Origin of the sequence: Bifidobacterium cuniculi, from assembly GCF_000741575.1 — a bacterium.
Lineage (GTDB): Bacteria > Actinomycetota > Actinomycetes > Actinomycetales > Bifidobacteriaceae > Bifidobacterium > Bifidobacterium cuniculi.
Map to the genome: position 1 here is coordinate 12,785 of NZ_JGYV01000010.1, position 16,634 is coordinate 29,418.

A 16,634-nucleotide genomic window follows, 5' to 3' on the forward strand; every position below is an offset into this window, starting at 1 on the left:
TACGTATACCGGACCGTGATGGATGGGACGGCGGCGGGCCCGGTGGAAAGGATGACGGATGAGCAAGAGGAAAGCCCGTGGATATTCACGTATGAAGCATGGGAGTCTGCAGGTATACCGCTGGGGAAGCCAGTTGGCGTTCATGTCCATGGCCTTCGTCCTCCCTCCTTATCTGGCGTTGCTGCGATGGATCCTTGGCAGACCGGGGCCGGTCGGCGCCGAAGCGTGGGAATCGTGGGTGCGCGCGGTTGAGGAAGTCTATCCATGCACCGCGGAAGATCCCTTCTCGGTGCTGCTCTCTATGTATTCGCTGCTGGCGACATTGGCCGTCGGCGTGGCCCTGTTCGATGGCAAGGCAAGATCCTTCCATCAGCTCGGACGGTTCTCCTATTGGTGTGCCGTCGCCTCCTGCACGGTCGTCGCGTTCCTGATTCCATCGATGTGTCAGAAGCTTCATTTGTTCGCCGGTTCCCTGGCGCTGGCCGGATCGTTGGCCCTGTCATACGGCCTGGGGAGATTCTGCGTGACCGTCGCGGACCGCGAGATCTACGCCCAGGCCAAATCCATGTTGCAGGCGCGGAGGCGCCGCGTCATGAAGAAGAGGGGCCAGTATGAAAGGAGGATCGCGGCGCAGCCCCCACGGAGCCGAAGGACCGCATGGTCGATGGTCGTGCTCATATTCCTTCTGGTGACGGCGATACAGTGGGGTACGAATGCGATGGGCCTCCACCAGCTGCGGCATGGAGGCGAGTGGTCGGCAGGGTCGGTCGCCGCCTTTCTCATTTTCCCCACGCTGTTGATCCTTGCCTTCTTCACCTTGGAGATCTCCTTCTCATGGGATGAGACGCATAACAAGGCGTCCTTCACGCTGTCCGGCGTGACTGTGCTGTTCGTGCTGGCGCTGGCCGCATTGCCGGCCATGTTGGCGACGGGCTGGCGGCGGTGGGCCATATGGGCCCTCTCGGTCCTTTCGGCGTCCCTGTTCGCTGTGCCGTCGATCTGCTCGTGGCGTCTTGACAAGGGCCGTGGATGTTGGGCCTGCCGCCTGATGTTCCCCGCCATACTTTCGTATCGTCTCAGGCGGTATCAGAATGAGCTCGACTCGATCAAACGCTCCATCGCCGAGGTGCAGAACCATATGAAGAAGCCGGGGAATCGCCCCCGCTAGCCACACGGCACCGCACGCCGGCCCCAAGTCAATGCACGACGCGAACACGGCAGGCGCGGGTTGTCTCCGGGCTTTGGCCGGCCGTACGATGGCGGGGCCCGGACGCCGTGCCATATCGAAACCGCCGGCCAGGGACCGGTTTGCTCAGCTCTTTCTTCCCGCCGTGTCCGTGCCGGGCAGGCGTATGGGCGCCCCGTCGATTATGGAGGGCGGGGCGCCGTATCGGTCGCGCATCCGGTCGAACGCGCGGATGCCGTCGAGGATGATCCCGCGCAGTTCGTCCGGGTCGGCGTCGCGCATGCGCATGGCCTGCCGGAACGCGGTGTCGATCATCGTCTGCAGGTCGTGGACGCTGAGGTTCTCGGGGTGTTTCTCCGCCCCGTCCTCGATGGCGGGCGGCCTGTTCTCCATGGCGGCCTTCCACTCGAGCACGGCGAGGGCGTCCTCGTGCGGGTCGTGCCTCCAGTGCGCGCGCAGGGTCTTGAGGCGGAACCCGTCGCCGAGGTCCTTGGTGTTGAACCGTTCGGTCCAGCCGTTCGAGCTGCGCCAGGTGATGCGGTATCCGGTGACCTGGCCGGGGGAGCGGAAGTCGTCCCGGCCGGTTCCTTTCCTGAGGAACGGGTCGATCTGCAGGCCTTCGCGCCGCACGCGGCGGATGAACTCGTCCTCGGTGTCGCTGGCGATGGCGCACGCCTCGACGAGGCGCGCGACGTGCATGCGCGGCATCGTCGAGGCGGCGATGTAGTTGATCCTGCGCCGTCGCACGGGTTCGGGCTGCGCGTCCCATGCGCGGATCATCCGCTCGCGCCCGTCCTCGTCGAGGTCGTCCCAAGGGACGCCGTGTTCCTCGATCCAGTCGTAGCGGGCCTTCCATTCGGCCCATCGGCGCCATTGCGCGTACTGGTAGGACACGTCGTCGAGCGGGCGGCGCCGCGTGATTTGTTCGAGGTTCGCGTCCGTTTTCTCGAGGTGGCGGCATGCGCGTTGCGCGCGCTTCCAGTCCTCGTACGGGTTGATCCATCCGTCGTCACGGGCGAGCTGGACGACGATGTGCACGTGGTCGTTGCCGTTGGCGCTCAACCCGTGGCGCACGGCGATCCAGCTGGCGGCCTCGTCGTCCGGCCCGTCGATGATGCCCATCCGCGTGAGGTAGTCGACGACGATCTTCTCCCATTGGGCGTCCGAAAGCGCGCCGTGCGCGGCGGGGATGGACAGGGAGCAGTGCCAGACCCGGTCCTTGCCGTCCTCCCGTTCGGGGTTGTACTTGCCGCCCGGGCTGCGGTCGGGCGGGCAGCTCCTGCCGTCGCGGCACAGGCGCTGGTAGCGGCGGTCGAAGAGACGGCCGACCCGTTCATAGGTGGCCGTGGGCCGGCCGGACAGATCGAACATGTCGAGCATGTCGCCGCTGGCGCCTACCAGATGCTGGTCGCGGTGCTCGTTCTTCCTGCCGGGGCCGAACAGGTAGCGGATGAGTCCGGCGGGGTTGCTGCCGCGCCTGATGTTGGGGATCATGCGCACCATCATCGCCCTCCTGCACGGGTCCCGCGTCCCACGCGCGCGGCCGCGCCGCCGCCCGCCGTCGGCCGGGCGCGCCCCGTTTCTCATGCGCCGCGCCCGGCCGTTCATCGCATGGTGGCGCTTCCGTTTTCCGGGCGCATCGTCGCGCCCGTGTCCGCGGCCCGTGACGGCTCGCCGTATCTGATGCCTTCGATGATCGCGGCGATGTTCCCCTGTTCCTGGCTGATGCAGTCCGTGATCAGCGAGAGGAACGGCGCGGCGTCGTCGTACGCCTGCCATCGCTCCAATGAGCGTCCGTAGGCGCGTCCGGCGTCATGTTCGATGCCTATCGGCTGGTAGCCGGATTCCATGAGCATGAGATTGAGCAGTTGCCTGCCGGTGCGTCCGTTGCCGTCAGCGAAGGGGTGCACGTTCTCGAACAGCATGTGGAAGGCGGCGGTCTTCAGAATCGGATGCGCGTCCGAGCGCCGGGTGGAGGCGATGAGTTTTTCGAGATCGTCCCATATCTCCAACGCGTCGGCGGTCTTGATCCGGGCGCCGACGATACGTGCCGTATAGCCATAGGGGCGGAAGGCTCCACGCATGACGGGTCGCACGTCCAGGACGGTCATCGCGTGTATGGTGCGGATCAGGTCGATGTCCACGCGGCGGCCTTCCATGGCCCAACGGCGTACGCAGTCCATGCCGTCGGCGACGCCCTTGGCGGCGAAGATGTAGCGTGCGGGCCCGTCGAGGGGGACGAATTCGCCTTCGAGGATGAGTTCGGTGTCCGCCAGGCTAAGGGTTGAACCCTCGATCGCGTTGGAATCGTAGACGTATCGGCCAAGCCATTCGCGCCTGTAGCCGTCAAGCGCGGATTCCCCCACGCCATCGAGTCCTTGAAGGTCGTTCAGGCGTGCGCCGCCCGCATCGGCGCGGTCGAGCATGTCCCGCACGTCCTTTCGGGACTGTATCGGCATGAGTTCCTCTGGCAGGTTTTCGATTCTGCTCGTGAGCGCCGGATTGGGCATGGCGTGCTCCTTTCTCGCCGTCGGCGCCCATTGTAGACGGTGAAGGGCCGTCCGTCTCTCCATGCGCGAGGCCCCGTTCCGGGGCGCCCCGGCCGCACCGGATGCGCGTATGGTCCGCCGGCGGCGGCGCAGGCGGCCGGATCCGTCATCGCCGGCCACGGCGTCAAGCATGCGTCCGGCTGGACCGCCGGATTGGGAGGCGCGTCCCTTCTCCGGGTGCCGTTCCCGTGGCGGCGCGGGGCATCTTCTTCGGTGGATCCCCGCTCGTGCAGTCGGCCGGCGTCAGGGGGAGGCGCGGCCCGATTTGATGAGGGCCGCGCCCGGTTTTCAGGTCAGCGGCTGGTGAACCACCTCCTCAGTTGATCGCCGATGACGATCGTGAAGAGCAGCACCGTGATCCAGTTCTTGTCTGCGTACGAGGCAAACACAACCAGAGCGATGATCGTGATGGTGTCGTCCTTTGCCGGACCTGGTTCTTTTCGTGAAGCCATGGTGGCCTCCTGATTGGTCTGCGGCCGGACCGGTTGGCCCGGTCGGTCGCAGATGCATTTTGATTCCCGGTTCAGGGGAATCGGTCGTGCATCAGCGGCATGACCATGATAGCGGGATGCGCAGGGTGTCGTGGAAATCCGGAGTCTCGTCCCTCTCCCGTATGCGCTATACTGGGTGTGTCGGATCGGGAATCGGTTCACTTCGGAAAAATTGCAGGCCCGCATTTGAAGCTTCATTCCGTTGGATTCCCGGTTCGGTGAGATGTTTTATCTTTTCGGCATCTCATTGGTCTGCGGCCGGCCGTCGCATTCTCTTCGGAGATTGCGACGGTGGTTGCTTTCTCTTGTTCTTATGGTTCATCCCCGACGGGATTCTCTTTTCATTCATGCATGCGACGGATGATTTCGTCGGCCTGCGCCAGCAGTTTTTGGCAGTCGCGCACCGCGTTCACGGCGGCCGCCTCGTCGGCTTGCGTGGCGTTCATGTCCCGGTTCGTGTTGCGCGCGATCTGGTTGATGTTGTGGCCGATCCTCCAGATCTGCGTGCGGATCGCCTTCAGTTCGCGCACCTGCGGCGATTCGCGTTCCTCACGGTCGCGTTCCTGGACGCCCTCGGCCCGGCGGAACAGCGTCACGGTGGCGTGGGCGACCGTCATGCCCATGCGTTCGGAGACGCGGCGCATCATGCGGATGTCCTCGTCGGATGCGCGCAGGTGCATCTGCCTGTCCCGTGTCGTGCCGTCCTGGCGGCGTTGTTTTCTGCGTGTCATCATCCGCTCCTTGGCGGCACGCCCCCTCCGTGCGCGGAGGGGGGCGTCCTTGGTTTTCGGCGTGGGCATGCGCTGATCCCGCCGTGGGCTGGGCGCCGTTTTCCGGGAGGCCGGCCCGTGTTTTCCGCCGTGCGCCGTCCCGTTTTCCCGGATGCCGGCCCCCGGTTTTCCGGGGATGGCGCGCCCGGGGACCGGTGCGCCGTCCCCGCCGCCGCCGGGCGGCGTCGGATTCCCGCGCGCCCGTCGCGCGCCAGGCCTTCGGCACTCGGGTTCGTTCCTTGCGCCGCCGTCGGGCGGCGCAAGGGGGAGATACGGATTGTGTACACAATCCGTATAGCTTGCTGCCCTTCGTATGTATGCTCTGTTCATGAACTGTATAACTACAATGGTTATATAATAGTTATATTGTAGTTATACAGTTGTCATATAATATAACAATAATGGTTAGATACTGATTATAGACTAGTTGCAGAATTGTTGAATTACGTGCCCATGTTTCATGCTTTCTGTGTGCTTTGAGGAGGTGGCGGGGTCGGCCGGTCCGGTGCGGCGGGGGCGTGCAGCGCGTCGAGCAGGTCGCGCGCGCTGGCCTCGAGTTCCTTGAGGGCCGGGATGCGCAGGGTCGGGTCGTCGCGCAGCGCGTCGAGCGCGAGGGCGGCCTGGTCGCGCATGACCTGGGGCAGCGAGCTGCGGGCCTTGGACGCGACGCGGCGGGCGACCTCCATCATCTCGTCGCTGAGCGTGAGCGACACGCAGCGGGTCTCGCCGCGCGTGACGTGCTCGTCGGACCAGGCGTGCGGGGGATGGGCGGGGATGAAGTCGTCGGACGCGTCCATGAACCGGACGCTGGCCGGCAGCACGCAGAAGCGCAGGAAGTGCGACTTGCTCACGCCCAGGCGCCTGCACGTCTCGTCGATCGCGTTCCATGTGTCCGTGTCCATGACGACGGTGACGCGATGGGGGTAGCGGAGCATCATTCCTCTCCTTCCGGCGTCTGGGTGCGGTTCGCTCCCGGCGCGTGCGCGCCTCCACGCGCACGCGGCTCGTCGTCGAACACGAGGCGCGCGCCGCGCCGCGCGTCGATCGCGACCTTCGCGTCGAACCGGCGTCCCGTCCTTTTGGACGTGAACCCCTTGCGCGCCACCTGCCCGCCGGCGAGCAGGCGGCGCACGTTCGCGTCGGTCAGCCTCACGCCGCACAGCGTCGGCCACAGCCGCCACCCGCATCCCTCGACGTCGCGCCACGACCCGTCCCCGTCGCGTTCGGAGCGGTTCGTCGAGCACGTCCACACGCCGCCGCGTTCGACGACCGGCGCGCCGCACCGGGGGCACGGGCCCCACTGCCGGGCGAGCGTGACGCCCACGTCGCGGGACTCGGCCGCCAGCGACGGTATCTCGACCGCCCACGCGCGGAACGCCTCCATCACCTCGGCCGGGTCCGCGCCGCCGCGTTCGACCTGCGCCAGCGCCTGCTCCATGTCGGCGGTCAACGCGACGTCCCTGAGCCGGGCGTCCACGACGCGCACCAGGTCGCGTCCCGCCTGCGTCGACACCAGCGCGCCGCCTCGCCGCCGCTCCAGGTATCCGCAGCGCAGCAGCTTCTCGATCACGTCCGCGCGCGTCGCCGGCGTGCCGATGCCCCCCGAATGCGACGTGTCGTCGTCGAGCGCGGCCTTCAGGCCCGGATCGTCGACGAACCTGCTCGCATGCTCCATCGCCGCCAGCAGCGTCGCCTCCGTGAACCGTTTCGGCGGCGACGTGCGTCCCTCGTGTACGCCGGTCGGCCCGACCGGGGCGAGCGTGACGCCCTCGCGCAGGTTCGCCGGGATCCGCTCGCGCGCCACGCGCCGCGCATCATCGCCGTCGGTGTCGGTGTCGGCGTCGGTGTCGGCGCGGGGCGGTTCGACGACGCTCCATCCCGCCTGCAGCGTCTCGTCGCTCGACGCGTCGAACCCGAACACGTCCGTCCCGTGTCCGGCGCGCGCATGGGCGTGCACGAGCATGCGGACGCGGTCGTCGCCGACCGCCTCGAACATGCGGCGCACCACACGCGTGAGCACGAGACGCCCGTCCTCGTCCAGACGGGCGGGGTCCGCGTGCGCCGCGCGGGCCGTCGGCAGGATCGCCGTATGACCCGCGACCCGGCCGTCCGAGACCGTCAGCTCGGGGCGCATGCGCATGCCGCGCGCCGCGGGCGCGTACACGTCGGCGAGCGGCGCGCAGGCGAGCAACGCCTCGAGCGTGGGCAGGTCGTCGTGCGTGATGAAGCGCGAATCGGTGCGCGGGTACGTCGCGAGCCCCGCCTCGTACAGGCCCTGCAGCGCGGCGAGCGTGCGCGCCGCGCTCATCCGGTGCATCCGGTTCATGTCCTTCTGCAGCCCCGTCAGGTCGTACAGGCGCGGCGGCCGGTCATGGACCTCGCGCCGCTCCACCTTCGTGACCGCCAGCCCGCGCGCCGCGAGGTCCGCGGCGAGACGCGCACGCGCCTGGTCCTGTTCGCGCCCGGACATGAACGTGAACCCTCCCATCGGCGCGACGGCCTGCCAGAACGGGACCGGCCTGTGCGACTCGACCTCACCGTCGCGTCCGACGACCATGGCGAGCGTGGGCGTCTGCACGCGCCCGACGCTCACACGCGCGTCATGCACCAGACCGTACGCGCGCGACGCGTTCATGCCGATCAGCCAATCGGCCTTCGCGCGGATGTCCGCCGCGTCGCGCAGCCCCCGGTACTCCACACCGGGACGCATCGTCTCCCAGGCCGCGCGGATCGCGTCCTCCTCGAGACTCGCCACCCACAGGCGCAGCACCGGCAGGCGCACGCCCAGATACCGCACGATCCGGTCGAAGATCGCCTCGCCCTCACGGTCCGGATCGCACGCGTTGACGAGCACGTCCACGCCGTCGCGCCCGACGGCCGCGCGGATCGCGTCCAGACGCGCGCGGGCCTCACCGCCTTCCACGCGCCACCGCCATTCGCCTGGGTCGATCGGCAGCGACTCCATGCTCCACCGCCCCCAGCCGCGACCCGGATAGTCGCCGGGCTCGGCGAGGTCCACCAGATGCCCCGCGGCCCACGTCACCACGACGTCGCCGCACTCGATGCCCCCGGCACGCTCGACGCCGCCGCCAAGCGCCGCGGCGACCGCCCGCGCCACACTGCGCTTCTCCGCAATGACCACCTTCGTCATGTGTTCTCCTTTCGCACGAAGGCCAATGAAAAAAGGCCGGACGCGCACGCCCGACCCCCGCGCGCTCCCGTCAGACGGCCGCGCCCGTGAACAGCGGCCAGAAGACCGCGGCCACGCACACCAGCGCGTACAGGCACAGCAGCACGCCCACGATCCAGGCCAGGGCCATGACGGCGGTCTTGACCGCCGTGCCCATGCCCGTCTCGTCGATCGTCGGACGCGCCAGCCGTCGCGCCACGATCATGCACGCCCCGCCGGCGACGAACGCCGCCAGCGTGACCGGCACCTGCCACACGCCCAGATTGAGCGTGGCCCGCCACACCATATTGATGAACTCCATAACCGTCTCCGATCCGTTCTGTCGTCGATTGAGGACCGTCCCATCATCGCCCCGGCGCCCCCGCGGCGCGGACCACGTGGTCCGCGCCCCGCGCGCGCACGGCCCATACTGGACGGCGACGACCACACGACAAGGAGGAAGACGTGACAGCAAACACGAAACGCGCCGTGCTCGGCGAGATCCGCGGCAAACGCGCCGCACGCGAGAACGCGCTGGGCGACTACGTCGACGCGCTCCTCGCGGTGCACACGGCCGAACTCGACCTGGCAGCGGCCAAGCAACGCCGCGACCAGGCGCGCGCCGAGGCGCGCGACCGGGGCAACACCGCCGCCGAACTCGACGAGGCCGCACGCATCGTGCGCGCCAGGATCGCCGACGACGACCACGACGACGACCACGAGGACACGCACGGGGACGGCGCCGACGGCGTGTCCGCGGACGGGCAGCCCGGGCAGGAGGCGCACCCATGGTGAACCGCCGCGCCAAGGAGCCCCGCGTGCGCGCATGGGGCCGCATGAGACGGCTGGCCGTCTGGGCCGTCGCCGTCATCCTCGTATGCGCGTTCGGCGCCATCGTCACCCACCACGGGCGCACCGACGCGCAGCCGGCGACCGACGAGACCGGCCGCGCCGCGGCGCGAGACGGAGACGCCGGGAGCGAAGGGGACGCATGGAAGGGGCTGCGCGCCGCGGGCATCCCCACGCCGGGCGAATGGAGCCGTCCGGAATACACCGTCCAGCTCGTGCGCGACGGAGCCCTCACGGACAAGCTGGCGAAAACGGACGGCAAGGCGAAGACGGCCAGGATGCCGGCGGGCACCGGAGCCGTCGACGCGGCCCTGGCCACCATGGACGCGCTGCTCGACGCCACGACGGACGACAAGACCTGGGCGGCGCGCGTCGCCGACACCATGGGCGCCGACGGCGCCGGCGTGACCTACGCGCTGCCCAACTTCCCCCGCCATTGGGCGCTCGACCGCCGCTTCGACCCCGACACGCTGTGCACCGGGGACATCCGCATCATGCGCTCGTGGACGAGCTACTGCAAAGCGGGAGAATACCAGGGCGACGACCACGGCGCGCTCGGCGCCGCCGGCCGCTACCAGAAAGGCGAGACCCGCTTCGCCGTGCCCGCGGGGTTCTCCTACGACTCACGCACCGACCCGCAGGAGATCCTCGCCCGCCAGTACGACACGGTCGTCATCCCCATGGACGACGGCCCATGGCACATCACCGTGTACTGCCCGGCGCGCACCGACGACTGGCGGCACGTCGTCACCGACCTCGACGGCGACGAGACCGACCCGGCTCGCATCGGCGACGGCGAGGTCGTCAGATCGGCGGGCGGCACCGGGTTCGGCACCCGGCAGCACCCATGCAGGACCATCGACGTGAGCGTCGGCGGCCAGACGCCGTACTGGTACGTGGGGGAGGGCGCGTGACGCGCCCCGCGGCCCGTGCCCGGGCGCGGCGCGCATGCGCGCTGCTCGCCGTCGCGTGCATGACGGCGGCCATGCCCGGATGCAGCGTGCGCAGCGTCATCGACGTCATGCAGGGCTGCAAATACGCGGACACGACGCAATCCGCCCCCGCCGTCGTCGTCGCCGCGGCGAACGCGGCCAACCCCGCCGCGGGCACGGGCACGCTCGGCACGCTCAGGGACGCCACCGGCGGCGACGCATGGGAGAACATGACCACCACCGAGACGATGAACCGATACAACGGCGGCACCGACGAGTCCGTATGCTCGCGATACGCGGACGGGCAATGCACCTGGTGGGCATGCATGCGCGGCCGCCGGCTCGGCATCGACGTCGGTTCCTACTGGGGCAACGGCGGCGACTGGGCCGCCTCCGGGCGCGCCGCCGGATACCGCACCACCAGCGACCAACCCGTCGCCGGCGCCCTGGTCAGCTACCCTCCCGGCGTGCAAGGCGCGGACCGTACCTACGGACACGTCGCCGTCGTCGAGGCGGTCGACTCCAAGGCCGGCAGCGTGCTCATCAGCGAGATGAACGTGAAGGGCCCCATCGCCACCAGCCGCGTGCTGCCCATCAACGGCGGCGCCGTCTACATCCTGCCCGACAAGACGTCGTCCGCCTCCAAGCACGACAAGACGACGAAGACGGACGGCGCGGACACGAAGACGGCCGGCACGGGCACGAAGACGGCGTCCGGGCCCGCGACGGCCGCCACGACGCGCGACCCGCGCTCCAGGACGCCCGACCCGCAGATCGAGGCCGCCTGGACATGCTCGTCGACCGCCGCCGCCCCGGCGGACACGTCCGGCGCGCAGATCGAACTCGCCGACTACAAGGGCGACGGCAGGCACGCCACACCCGACCAGGCGAAGGCGATCGCCATGAAGATGCTCAAGGAGCACTACACGCATTGGGACACGCAGAAGGAATACGAGGCGCTCGAATGGGTGTGGGAACACGAGTCGGGATGGCGCTGGGACGCCGAGAACCGCTCATCGGGGGCATACGGCATCCCCCAATCGCTGCCCGGCGACAAGATGGCCACCAAAGGCGACGACTGGAGCGACAACGCCGCCACGCAGATCGCCTGGGGGCTCGAATACATCGAGCAGCGCTACAAGACGCCCACCGGCGCCAAGCAATGGTGGCTCTCGCACAACTGGTACTGACGCGTGGGCCGACCCCCTCGCGCGCACGGCCCATACTGGACGGCACGGCACGCGAAGGAGGCGCCATGGACACGCTCGAGGACATCTGGCCGCCGTTCGCCATGGACCACGTCATCAACGGACGGGACGAACGGCTGGCACGCTACACGGTCCGATACGGCGACAGGGTGCGCGACGGCGTATGCGTGGCGACGCGCCGCCCCGACGGCGGCGTGAACCTGCTCATCGGGGAGACGGCGCGCCGCATCCGCTACCTGCGCATGACCCTGCCCGACTCCGACCGCATCGTGCGCGCATGGACCGGGCTCGTACCCGCCCCCGGCGGCCTCGACGGGCCCCTGTCCGTCAACTACCGGCTGCCGGGCCGCGTCATCGACGCGCGCCTGATCGACGCGGACGAGGCGACGCTGCCGGACGCGCCGCACACCATCGCCAGGCAGGACGACGCGGGAAGCGCCCGCACGCCGGCGCCGGCCGGACCGGCCGCACGCGCCGGGCAAAGGCGGCCGCGCTGGCCGCGCGCCGACTTCCCCAACGCGGCCGTGCACCCATACACGCACACGGGCCGCGACGGGCGGCGTTGGGACATGATGGGCGTGACCATCCCCGAAGGCGTGCGCCTGCAGGACGTCGACCTGGGCGGATGGCGGCTCAGCGCGTTCGCCGACCGGCGCAGCAGCGCGGACAAGGCCAACGGAGGGCCCGTCACGATCAGCTTCCGGCCCGACAAGCCCGTCGACCTGTACCGCGGCCGCGGCCCGCAACGCGAGACCATGCGCATCGACGACCCCTGGGACCTGTGCTGCGCCGTCAAGGCCGGACAGGGCCAACGAGCCGCCGCGCCCGCCCCGCCGCGCACGCCGGCGGACGACATGTTCGCGGACTACGGATGGCACGACGGCATCGACATCATGCGCGGCGAGCACTACACCATCCCCGACCCCGGCATGGCCGCGGCCGTCCCGCCCGCGCACGACGCGACCCGCTGACCGACACCCGACCGAGGTGGCGCCTTGACACCATGGTGCCAAGGCACCACCTCCCGTCGCGCCGAGCGCGGAAAGCATCCCCCGACCCGGCCGCAGCGCCGCGCGGACGCCTACGCGTGTGCCGCGTAATGCGTCACCGGCGGCGACAATGAACAGAGGTTCCTCCCATGGCGAAGCGCGTCGGCGCGATGCGATGCGCGAACGCACCGGCATCGACGCCCCGGGGGACAAGAAGGAAAGGAACGAACATGGGCAAAGACCTGATACGGCGCATGTGCTCGGCGGCAGCGGCCCTGACCGCGACGGCGATGCTCTTCGGCGCCGCCTGCATCGCGGACACCGCGACCGCGGCGGACGAATGGCGCGAAGGCGGCGGCCTGGCCTATCCGCTGGACCGCGACCTGGCCGAGATCGTGGATGACGGGGCCGCCACGTATGTGGGCGGCAACCTCAACATCATGGACGACCGCACCGATCCCGACCATTCAGGGACGCTCGTCGTCCCGTCGCGCGCCGCGGAGGCCGAAGGGCTGACCGTCGTGGATGGCTGGGTCCAGCTGGGCAGCCAGCATGACGGCGGATGGGACTGGAACAACCGCAGTTTCCGTTTCGGCGCCGCCGGACTGGGATCGGGCCACGGGCCCGCGCGCGGCGACGTCGTGCTCGCCGTCGGATCCGCGGCATGCGGCAATTCCATCTGGAACTACTACCAGTCCACCGCGTTCGTCGCCGCGTCCCGTTCGGACGATGCGGAATACCGCGCGAAGCTCGCCGTGGGACCGGGCGGTTCATGCGGCGCCGGCCGCACGGAGGACGTCCTGGCCGCGAACGCGGACGGGACGCGCGCCGATTGGATCGAACAGACAGACGACCCGTTGGCGGACGTCAACGGCGTGGACTACCGCGCCCACCGCCAGTCGATCCAGCAGCGGTCCGCGCAACTGGCCGCCATGAAGGACACCGGCGCCGTGGCGTATGGCGTCGCCCCCGCCGACGCGGACTATTGGAGGACGAACTGGCAGGCCGAGAACGTGAGCTATAAGTTCATCTTCGAAGGCGAGGACGGCGAACACCGGTTCGCGGAACGCCTGGTCACGTTCACGGGCGACGGCAAATCCGCCGTGCAGGTGTTCACCATGGACGCCGCACAGCTCGTCACGGAAGGCTGGCATGGCGTGTCGTGGCGGTTCGACGCCATCCCCGAGGACGCGGCCGTCGTGGTCAACGTGCGCGGCGCCGCGCAAGACGTCGTCTTCGACAACGGATGGCGGTTCTGGTGGAACGGCGTCGAGATCGGCAACGCGTGGGGCAAGGACGCGCCCGCGGACACCGTCGCGGCGTTCAGGGAGGCCGCCTCGTCGATCATGTGGAATTTCAAGGACGCGTCCAGCGTGCGCATCCAGGGCGGCAGGCTGAACAACGGCGACGGGCGGGACACGATCCTCACGCCCGGATCCGGCAGCGCCCGCGACCGCTGGGGGGACCCGGCGGCCGAGTTCATCGGCTCGATCCTCGTGCCGGATGGCGCGTTGACGACCGAGGCGTCCACGAACGGGCGCGTGATGACCGGAGGGGACTACACGATGGCGTCCGGCACCATAAGGAACGACGGCAGCACGTCGAATCCCTCGTGGAACACCCGGGCCAGCGTGCTGGGCATGGAGCAGGAGCGCCACAACTTCCCGTGGATCGGCCTGATGCATCTGGACGGCAGGGAGGTGTCGTGGCGCAAAAGCGACACGGAGGGCAACCTGCTGCCGGGCTCGCGGTGGCAGGTGTACGCCACCCTGGCCGACGCCAAGGCCCGCACGAACGCGCTGCTGTCCGTCACCGACAACGACGCCCTCGACCTGGACGGCCAGGACGGCGTGATCGCGGTGGGCAACCTCAAAGGGGGCCACGACTACTTCATCCGTGAGACGGCCGCCCCCAGCGGCTACGACATCAACGAGGGCATCTGGGCGGCCGACGCGGACACGGGCGCGCTGAGCGGCGTGGACGGCGCCGCGGACGCCGCCCTGGGCGCGGACAACACAATCGTGAACCAGCGGTCCACACAGGTGTCGTGGGTCAAGTACGACGCCTCCAGGCCCGCGGGCGACACGGAAGGCGTGCTGGCCGGATCGCAGTGGACGGTCACGCCCGACGGCGCGGAGCAGGGCACGCCGGTCGCGGACGCGACGGTGAGCGCCGAATCGGTGGAGGTGACCCGCCAGGGCGGCCGCGTGACCGCGCTGACCCTGTTCCAGGGCGAGTCGGCGCAGCTGTATGCGGAGGTGGCGCCCGCCGACGCGCCGCGCACCGTGCGGTGGACCAGCGCGGACCCGGCGGTGGCGAGCGTGGACGGCGGCCTGGTGACCGCAGGCAAGCCGGGCACCACCACGATCGACGTGGCCAGCGGCGCCGACCCGGCGGTCAAGGCCACGCTCGAGGTGCGCGTCACCGGCGATTTCACGCTGGTGAACGCCGGCACCGCATACGAGCCGGGCGGCGCATACGCGGTCGTGGCCGGCGAGCATCCGCTGACGCTGAGCGTGGACTCGGACCGCCTGCCGCATGTCACCAGCTCCGACACCAACGTCGCACGCGTGCGCGACGGCAAGCTCATCGCGGGCAACCCGGGCACGGCGCGCCTGTCGTACACCGTGGCCGGCCAGGCGCGCGAGTTCACGCTCACAGTGGTGCCCGAGGGCGTGACGGCCGTGTTCTTCGCCACCCGTCACGGCGACAACATCTACAAGACGACGCCGGACGGGCCCACGGGCGAGATCATCTGCCACGACGAGCGCAAACCGGTATGCACGCCCGAACTGACCGACGTCAGGTACGAGGACAACATCCTCAAAGCCCAGAAGACGGCGAACGACGCGGACTGGAGCGTGGTGTACGTGCCCAACGAGAACCTGGACGCGTTCGACTACGTGGTGGGCGCCAACGTGGGCCGGTACTCGTGGACGACCAACGGCGCGCCCATGCAGTCCGTGGAGATCAAGGCCATGCGCGGGCCGGACTACTCGAACTTCCACGCGCCGGCCGGACAGATCGCGGTGTGGATGGAGAACTGGGACAGCTCCGGCACGGGCGTGCCCGGACAGATGAAACCGTCCCGCACCGGCGACGTGCGCATCACGGACGACAAGGGCGACCACATCGAATCCGGCGGCATACAGGCGATGGACACCGGCTCCACGCTCAAACTGACGGCCCGCGTCGTGCAGGGCACCGGCGATACGGACGGCCGCGTCTACTGGAAGAGCTCGAACACGGACGTGGCGGCCGTCAGCGACGAAGGCGCCATCGAGGCGCGCAGTCCGGGCATCGCGGACGTCTACGCGATCGCGCCCACCGGATCGAGCCAATGGGTGCAGGTCCATGTCGTCGACCCCGGCGACATCGCCCTGTACATGTACACCTCCCAGCTGGACGGCCTGTGCGGTGAGGACGACCCATGCGCCATCCGCGAGAGCGACATCCGATACCGACAGTGGACGTATTACGACAACGACCGCATGCTGATCGGCGCCGACCAGTGGGATTCCCGAGATAAGACAGTGATCTCCCACGCGTACGACACGGCCCACGCAGACGGCGCATCCTCCACTCCGATCACCCGGTTGGACATCCCTCGCGACGCCATCCCCGGCAAATACGTCTATCTGACCAGCCGCAAGACCCAGACGGTCCAATGCTCGGTGCTGCAGGACGCCTCCCTGCGCGCCCGCTGCACCGACGAGACCGGCGGCTCATTCGTATCCGAATGGGGCATGGGCCCCTATGGGTTCACCTCGACATTCGGCCGGCACCGTTTCGTGCATCTCGACTACGTCGACGTCTCATCAGCCCGGATCCTCCAGCTCGGCGGGGAAGTGGCGTTCGTCCCATCCGTCGCGTTCCGCCCCGGCGATGCGATGCCCGGCCTTACCGACGAGGAGAAAGCCAGCATCGAAACCCCCGACGACGGCATGACGGACACACTGCAGACCCAGCCCAAGCAGGTGAACCCCGCATGGGAGGACATGGACACTCGCGCCGGCCATTTCCACATCGCGGCCGTCCAGGACGGCACGTACCGGCTGGAGGAAACGGCCGCCCCGACCGGGTATGCCAGACTCGAGGCCCCGCTCCGGTTCGAAGTGCGCGACGGACAGGTGTTCTGGCCCGAGGGGCTGCCCGTGATCGAATCGACCGCATGGATCGCGAACACGCGCGCCGGCACTCCACCCGACATCCCGGCCGATTCGCCGGATACCTCCGGCGAATCGGGGCCCTCCGGCGCGACGGGGACCCCGTCCGGCAAAGACGATCCCAAGGAGCCCGGCGGCCGGCCGCAGGTCAGCGCGGACGACATCTCCGGGATCACCTCGCTCGCCGCCACGGGTATGGAAGTGAGCGTGGCCGGTGTGGTGGCGGTGCTGTCGGCCGCATTGGCGATCGCGGTATTGTCCGTGCGTGAACGGCTGCGGCCGCACGGACGTCATGCCGGCGAGCCCCGGGCCTAGTCGCCGTCGG

The 16,634-nt window shown here is 69.1% G+C and carries 13 protein-coding genes; 6 read left to right on the forward strand and 7 right to left on the reverse strand.

Going from position 1 to position 16,634, the window contains the following annotated elements:
- Positions 1-58 precede the first annotated feature (58 nt).
- Positions 59-1,168, forward strand: a complete 1,110-nt coding sequence (locus tag BCUN_RS06320; protein WP_156100133.1) for a hypothetical protein — start codon at positions 59-61, stop codon at positions 1,166-1,168.
- A 144-nt stretch (positions 1,169-1,312) separates the two neighbouring features.
- Here the strand turns inward: BCUN_RS06320 and BCUN_RS06325 are convergent, their stop codons facing one another.
- The 7 genes from BCUN_RS06325 to BCUN_RS06350 form a co-directional block, all read right to left on the reverse strand.
- Complete coding sequence (locus tag BCUN_RS06325) at positions 1,313-2,680, reverse strand: relaxase/mobilization nuclease domain-containing protein (RefSeq protein WP_152598171.1); 1,368 nt, start codon at positions 2,678-2,680, stop codon at positions 1,313-1,315.
- A 110-nt stretch (positions 2,681-2,790) separates the two neighbouring features.
- Positions 2,791-3,645 carry a Fic family protein gene (locus BCUN_RS06330; protein ID WP_238552343.1) on the reverse strand — a complete coding sequence of 285 codons (855 nt, stop codon included), beginning with the start codon at positions 3,643-3,645 and terminating at the stop codon, positions 2,791-2,793.
- Between the two features lie 383 nt (positions 3,646-4,028).
- Positions 4,029-4,187 (reverse strand): hypothetical protein, encoded by a 159-nt coding sequence (locus BCUN_RS12285; protein WP_156100134.1) that lies wholly within the window; start codon positions 4,185-4,187, stop codon positions 4,029-4,031.
- Between the two features lie 380 nt (positions 4,188-4,567).
- Positions 4,568-4,960: a plasmid mobilization relaxosome protein MobC gene (mobC, locus tag BCUN_RS12290; RefSeq protein ID WP_052122932.1), complete on the reverse strand. Its 393-nt coding sequence runs from the start codon at positions 4,958-4,960 to the stop codon at positions 4,568-4,570.
- 494 nt (positions 4,961-5,454) lie between these two features.
- Entirely contained in the window at positions 5,455-5,934 is a 480-nt protein-coding gene (locus tag BCUN_RS06340; RefSeq protein WP_033518194.1) for a ribbon-helix-helix domain-containing protein, read from the reverse strand.
- Complete coding sequence (locus tag BCUN_RS06345) at positions 5,931-8,147, reverse strand: type IA DNA topoisomerase (protein WP_081895587.1); 2,217 nt, start codon at positions 8,145-8,147, stop codon at positions 5,931-5,933. The genes BCUN_RS06340 and BCUN_RS06345 overlap by 4 nt, the downstream gene beginning before the upstream one ends.
- Before the next feature lie 70 nt (positions 8,148-8,217).
- Positions 8,218-8,487, reverse strand: a complete 270-nt coding sequence (locus BCUN_RS06350; RefSeq protein WP_033518192.1) for a hypothetical protein — start codon at positions 8,485-8,487, stop codon at positions 8,218-8,220.
- Positions 8,488-8,630: 143 nt separating this feature from the next.
- Between BCUN_RS06350 and BCUN_RS11430 the strand changes: the two genes are divergently transcribed.
- The 5 genes from BCUN_RS11430 (at position 8,631) to BCUN_RS06375 (ending at position 16,624) form a co-directional block, all read left to right on the forward strand.
- Positions 8,631-8,960, forward strand: coding sequence for a hypothetical protein (locus tag BCUN_RS11430; RefSeq protein ID WP_051920877.1), 330 nt, complete (start codon positions 8,631-8,633; stop codon positions 8,958-8,960).
- On the forward strand, positions 8,954-9,928 hold the full coding sequence (locus BCUN_RS12620; protein WP_033518190.1) for a hypothetical protein: 975 nt from the start codon (positions 8,954-8,956) through the stop codon (positions 9,926-9,928). The genes BCUN_RS11430 and BCUN_RS12620 overlap by 7 nt, the downstream gene beginning before the upstream one ends.
- Positions 9,925-11,136 (forward strand): aggregation-promoting factor C-terminal-like domain-containing protein, encoded by a 1,212-nt coding sequence (locus BCUN_RS06365; RefSeq protein ID WP_033518188.1) that lies wholly within the window; start codon positions 9,925-9,927, stop codon positions 11,134-11,136. The genes BCUN_RS12620 and BCUN_RS06365 overlap by 4 nt, the downstream gene beginning before the upstream one ends.
- Positions 11,137-11,201: 65 nt before the next feature.
- A complete protein-coding gene (locus BCUN_RS11435; RefSeq protein ID WP_051920878.1) occupies positions 11,202-12,125 on the forward strand; it encodes a hypothetical protein in 924 nt (307 codons plus the stop codon).
- 248 nt (positions 12,126-12,373) lie between these two features.
- Entirely contained in the window at positions 12,374-16,624 is a 4,251-nt protein-coding gene (locus tag BCUN_RS06375; RefSeq protein ID WP_033517653.1) for an Ig-like domain-containing protein, read from the forward strand.
- Positions 16,625-16,634: the final 10 nt, after the last annotated feature.

What these genes read in the sequence shown, in the direction of transcription:
- BCUN_RS06340 (WP_033518194.1), bottom strand. Translation starts at nt 5,934, where the DNA reads ATGATGCTCCGCTACCCCCATCGCGTCACCGTCGTCATGGACACGGAC.
- BCUN_RS06330 (WP_238552343.1), bottom strand. Translation starts at nt 3,645, where the DNA reads ATGCCGATACAGTCCCGAAAGGACGTGCGGGACATGCTCGACCGCGCC.
- BCUN_RS06350 (WP_033518192.1), bottom strand. Translation starts at nt 8,487, where the DNA reads ATGGAGTTCATCAATATGGTGTGGCGGGCCACGCTCAATCTGGGCGTG.
- BCUN_RS12285 (WP_156100134.1), bottom strand. Translation starts at nt 4,187, where the DNA reads ATGGCTTCACGAAAAGAACCAGGTCCGGCAAAGGACGACACCATCACG.
- BCUN_RS06345 (WP_081895587.1), bottom strand. Translation starts at nt 8,147, where the DNA reads ATGACGAAGGTGGTCATTGCGGAGAAGCGCAGTGTGGCGCGGGCGGTC.
- BCUN_RS06375 (WP_033517653.1), top strand. Translation starts at nt 12,374, where the DNA reads ATGGGCAAAGACCTGATACGGCGCATGTGCTCGGCGGCAGCGGCCCTG.
- mobC (WP_052122932.1), bottom strand. Translation starts at nt 4,960, where the DNA reads ATGATGACACGCAGAAAACAACGCCGCCAGGACGGCACGACACGGGAC.
- BCUN_RS06320 (WP_156100133.1), top strand. Translation starts at nt 59, where the DNA reads ATGAGCAAGAGGAAAGCCCGTGGATATTCACGTATGAAGCATGGGAGT.
- BCUN_RS06325 (WP_152598171.1), bottom strand. Translation starts at nt 2,680, where the DNA reads ATGATCCCCAACATCAGGCGCGGCAGCAACCCCGCCGGACTCATCCGC.
- BCUN_RS12620 (WP_033518190.1), top strand. Translation starts at nt 8,954, where the DNA reads ATGGTGAACCGCCGCGCCAAGGAGCCCCGCGTGCGCGCATGGGGCCGC.
- BCUN_RS11435 (WP_051920878.1), top strand. Translation starts at nt 11,202, where the DNA reads ATGGACACGCTCGAGGACATCTGGCCGCCGTTCGCCATGGACCACGTC.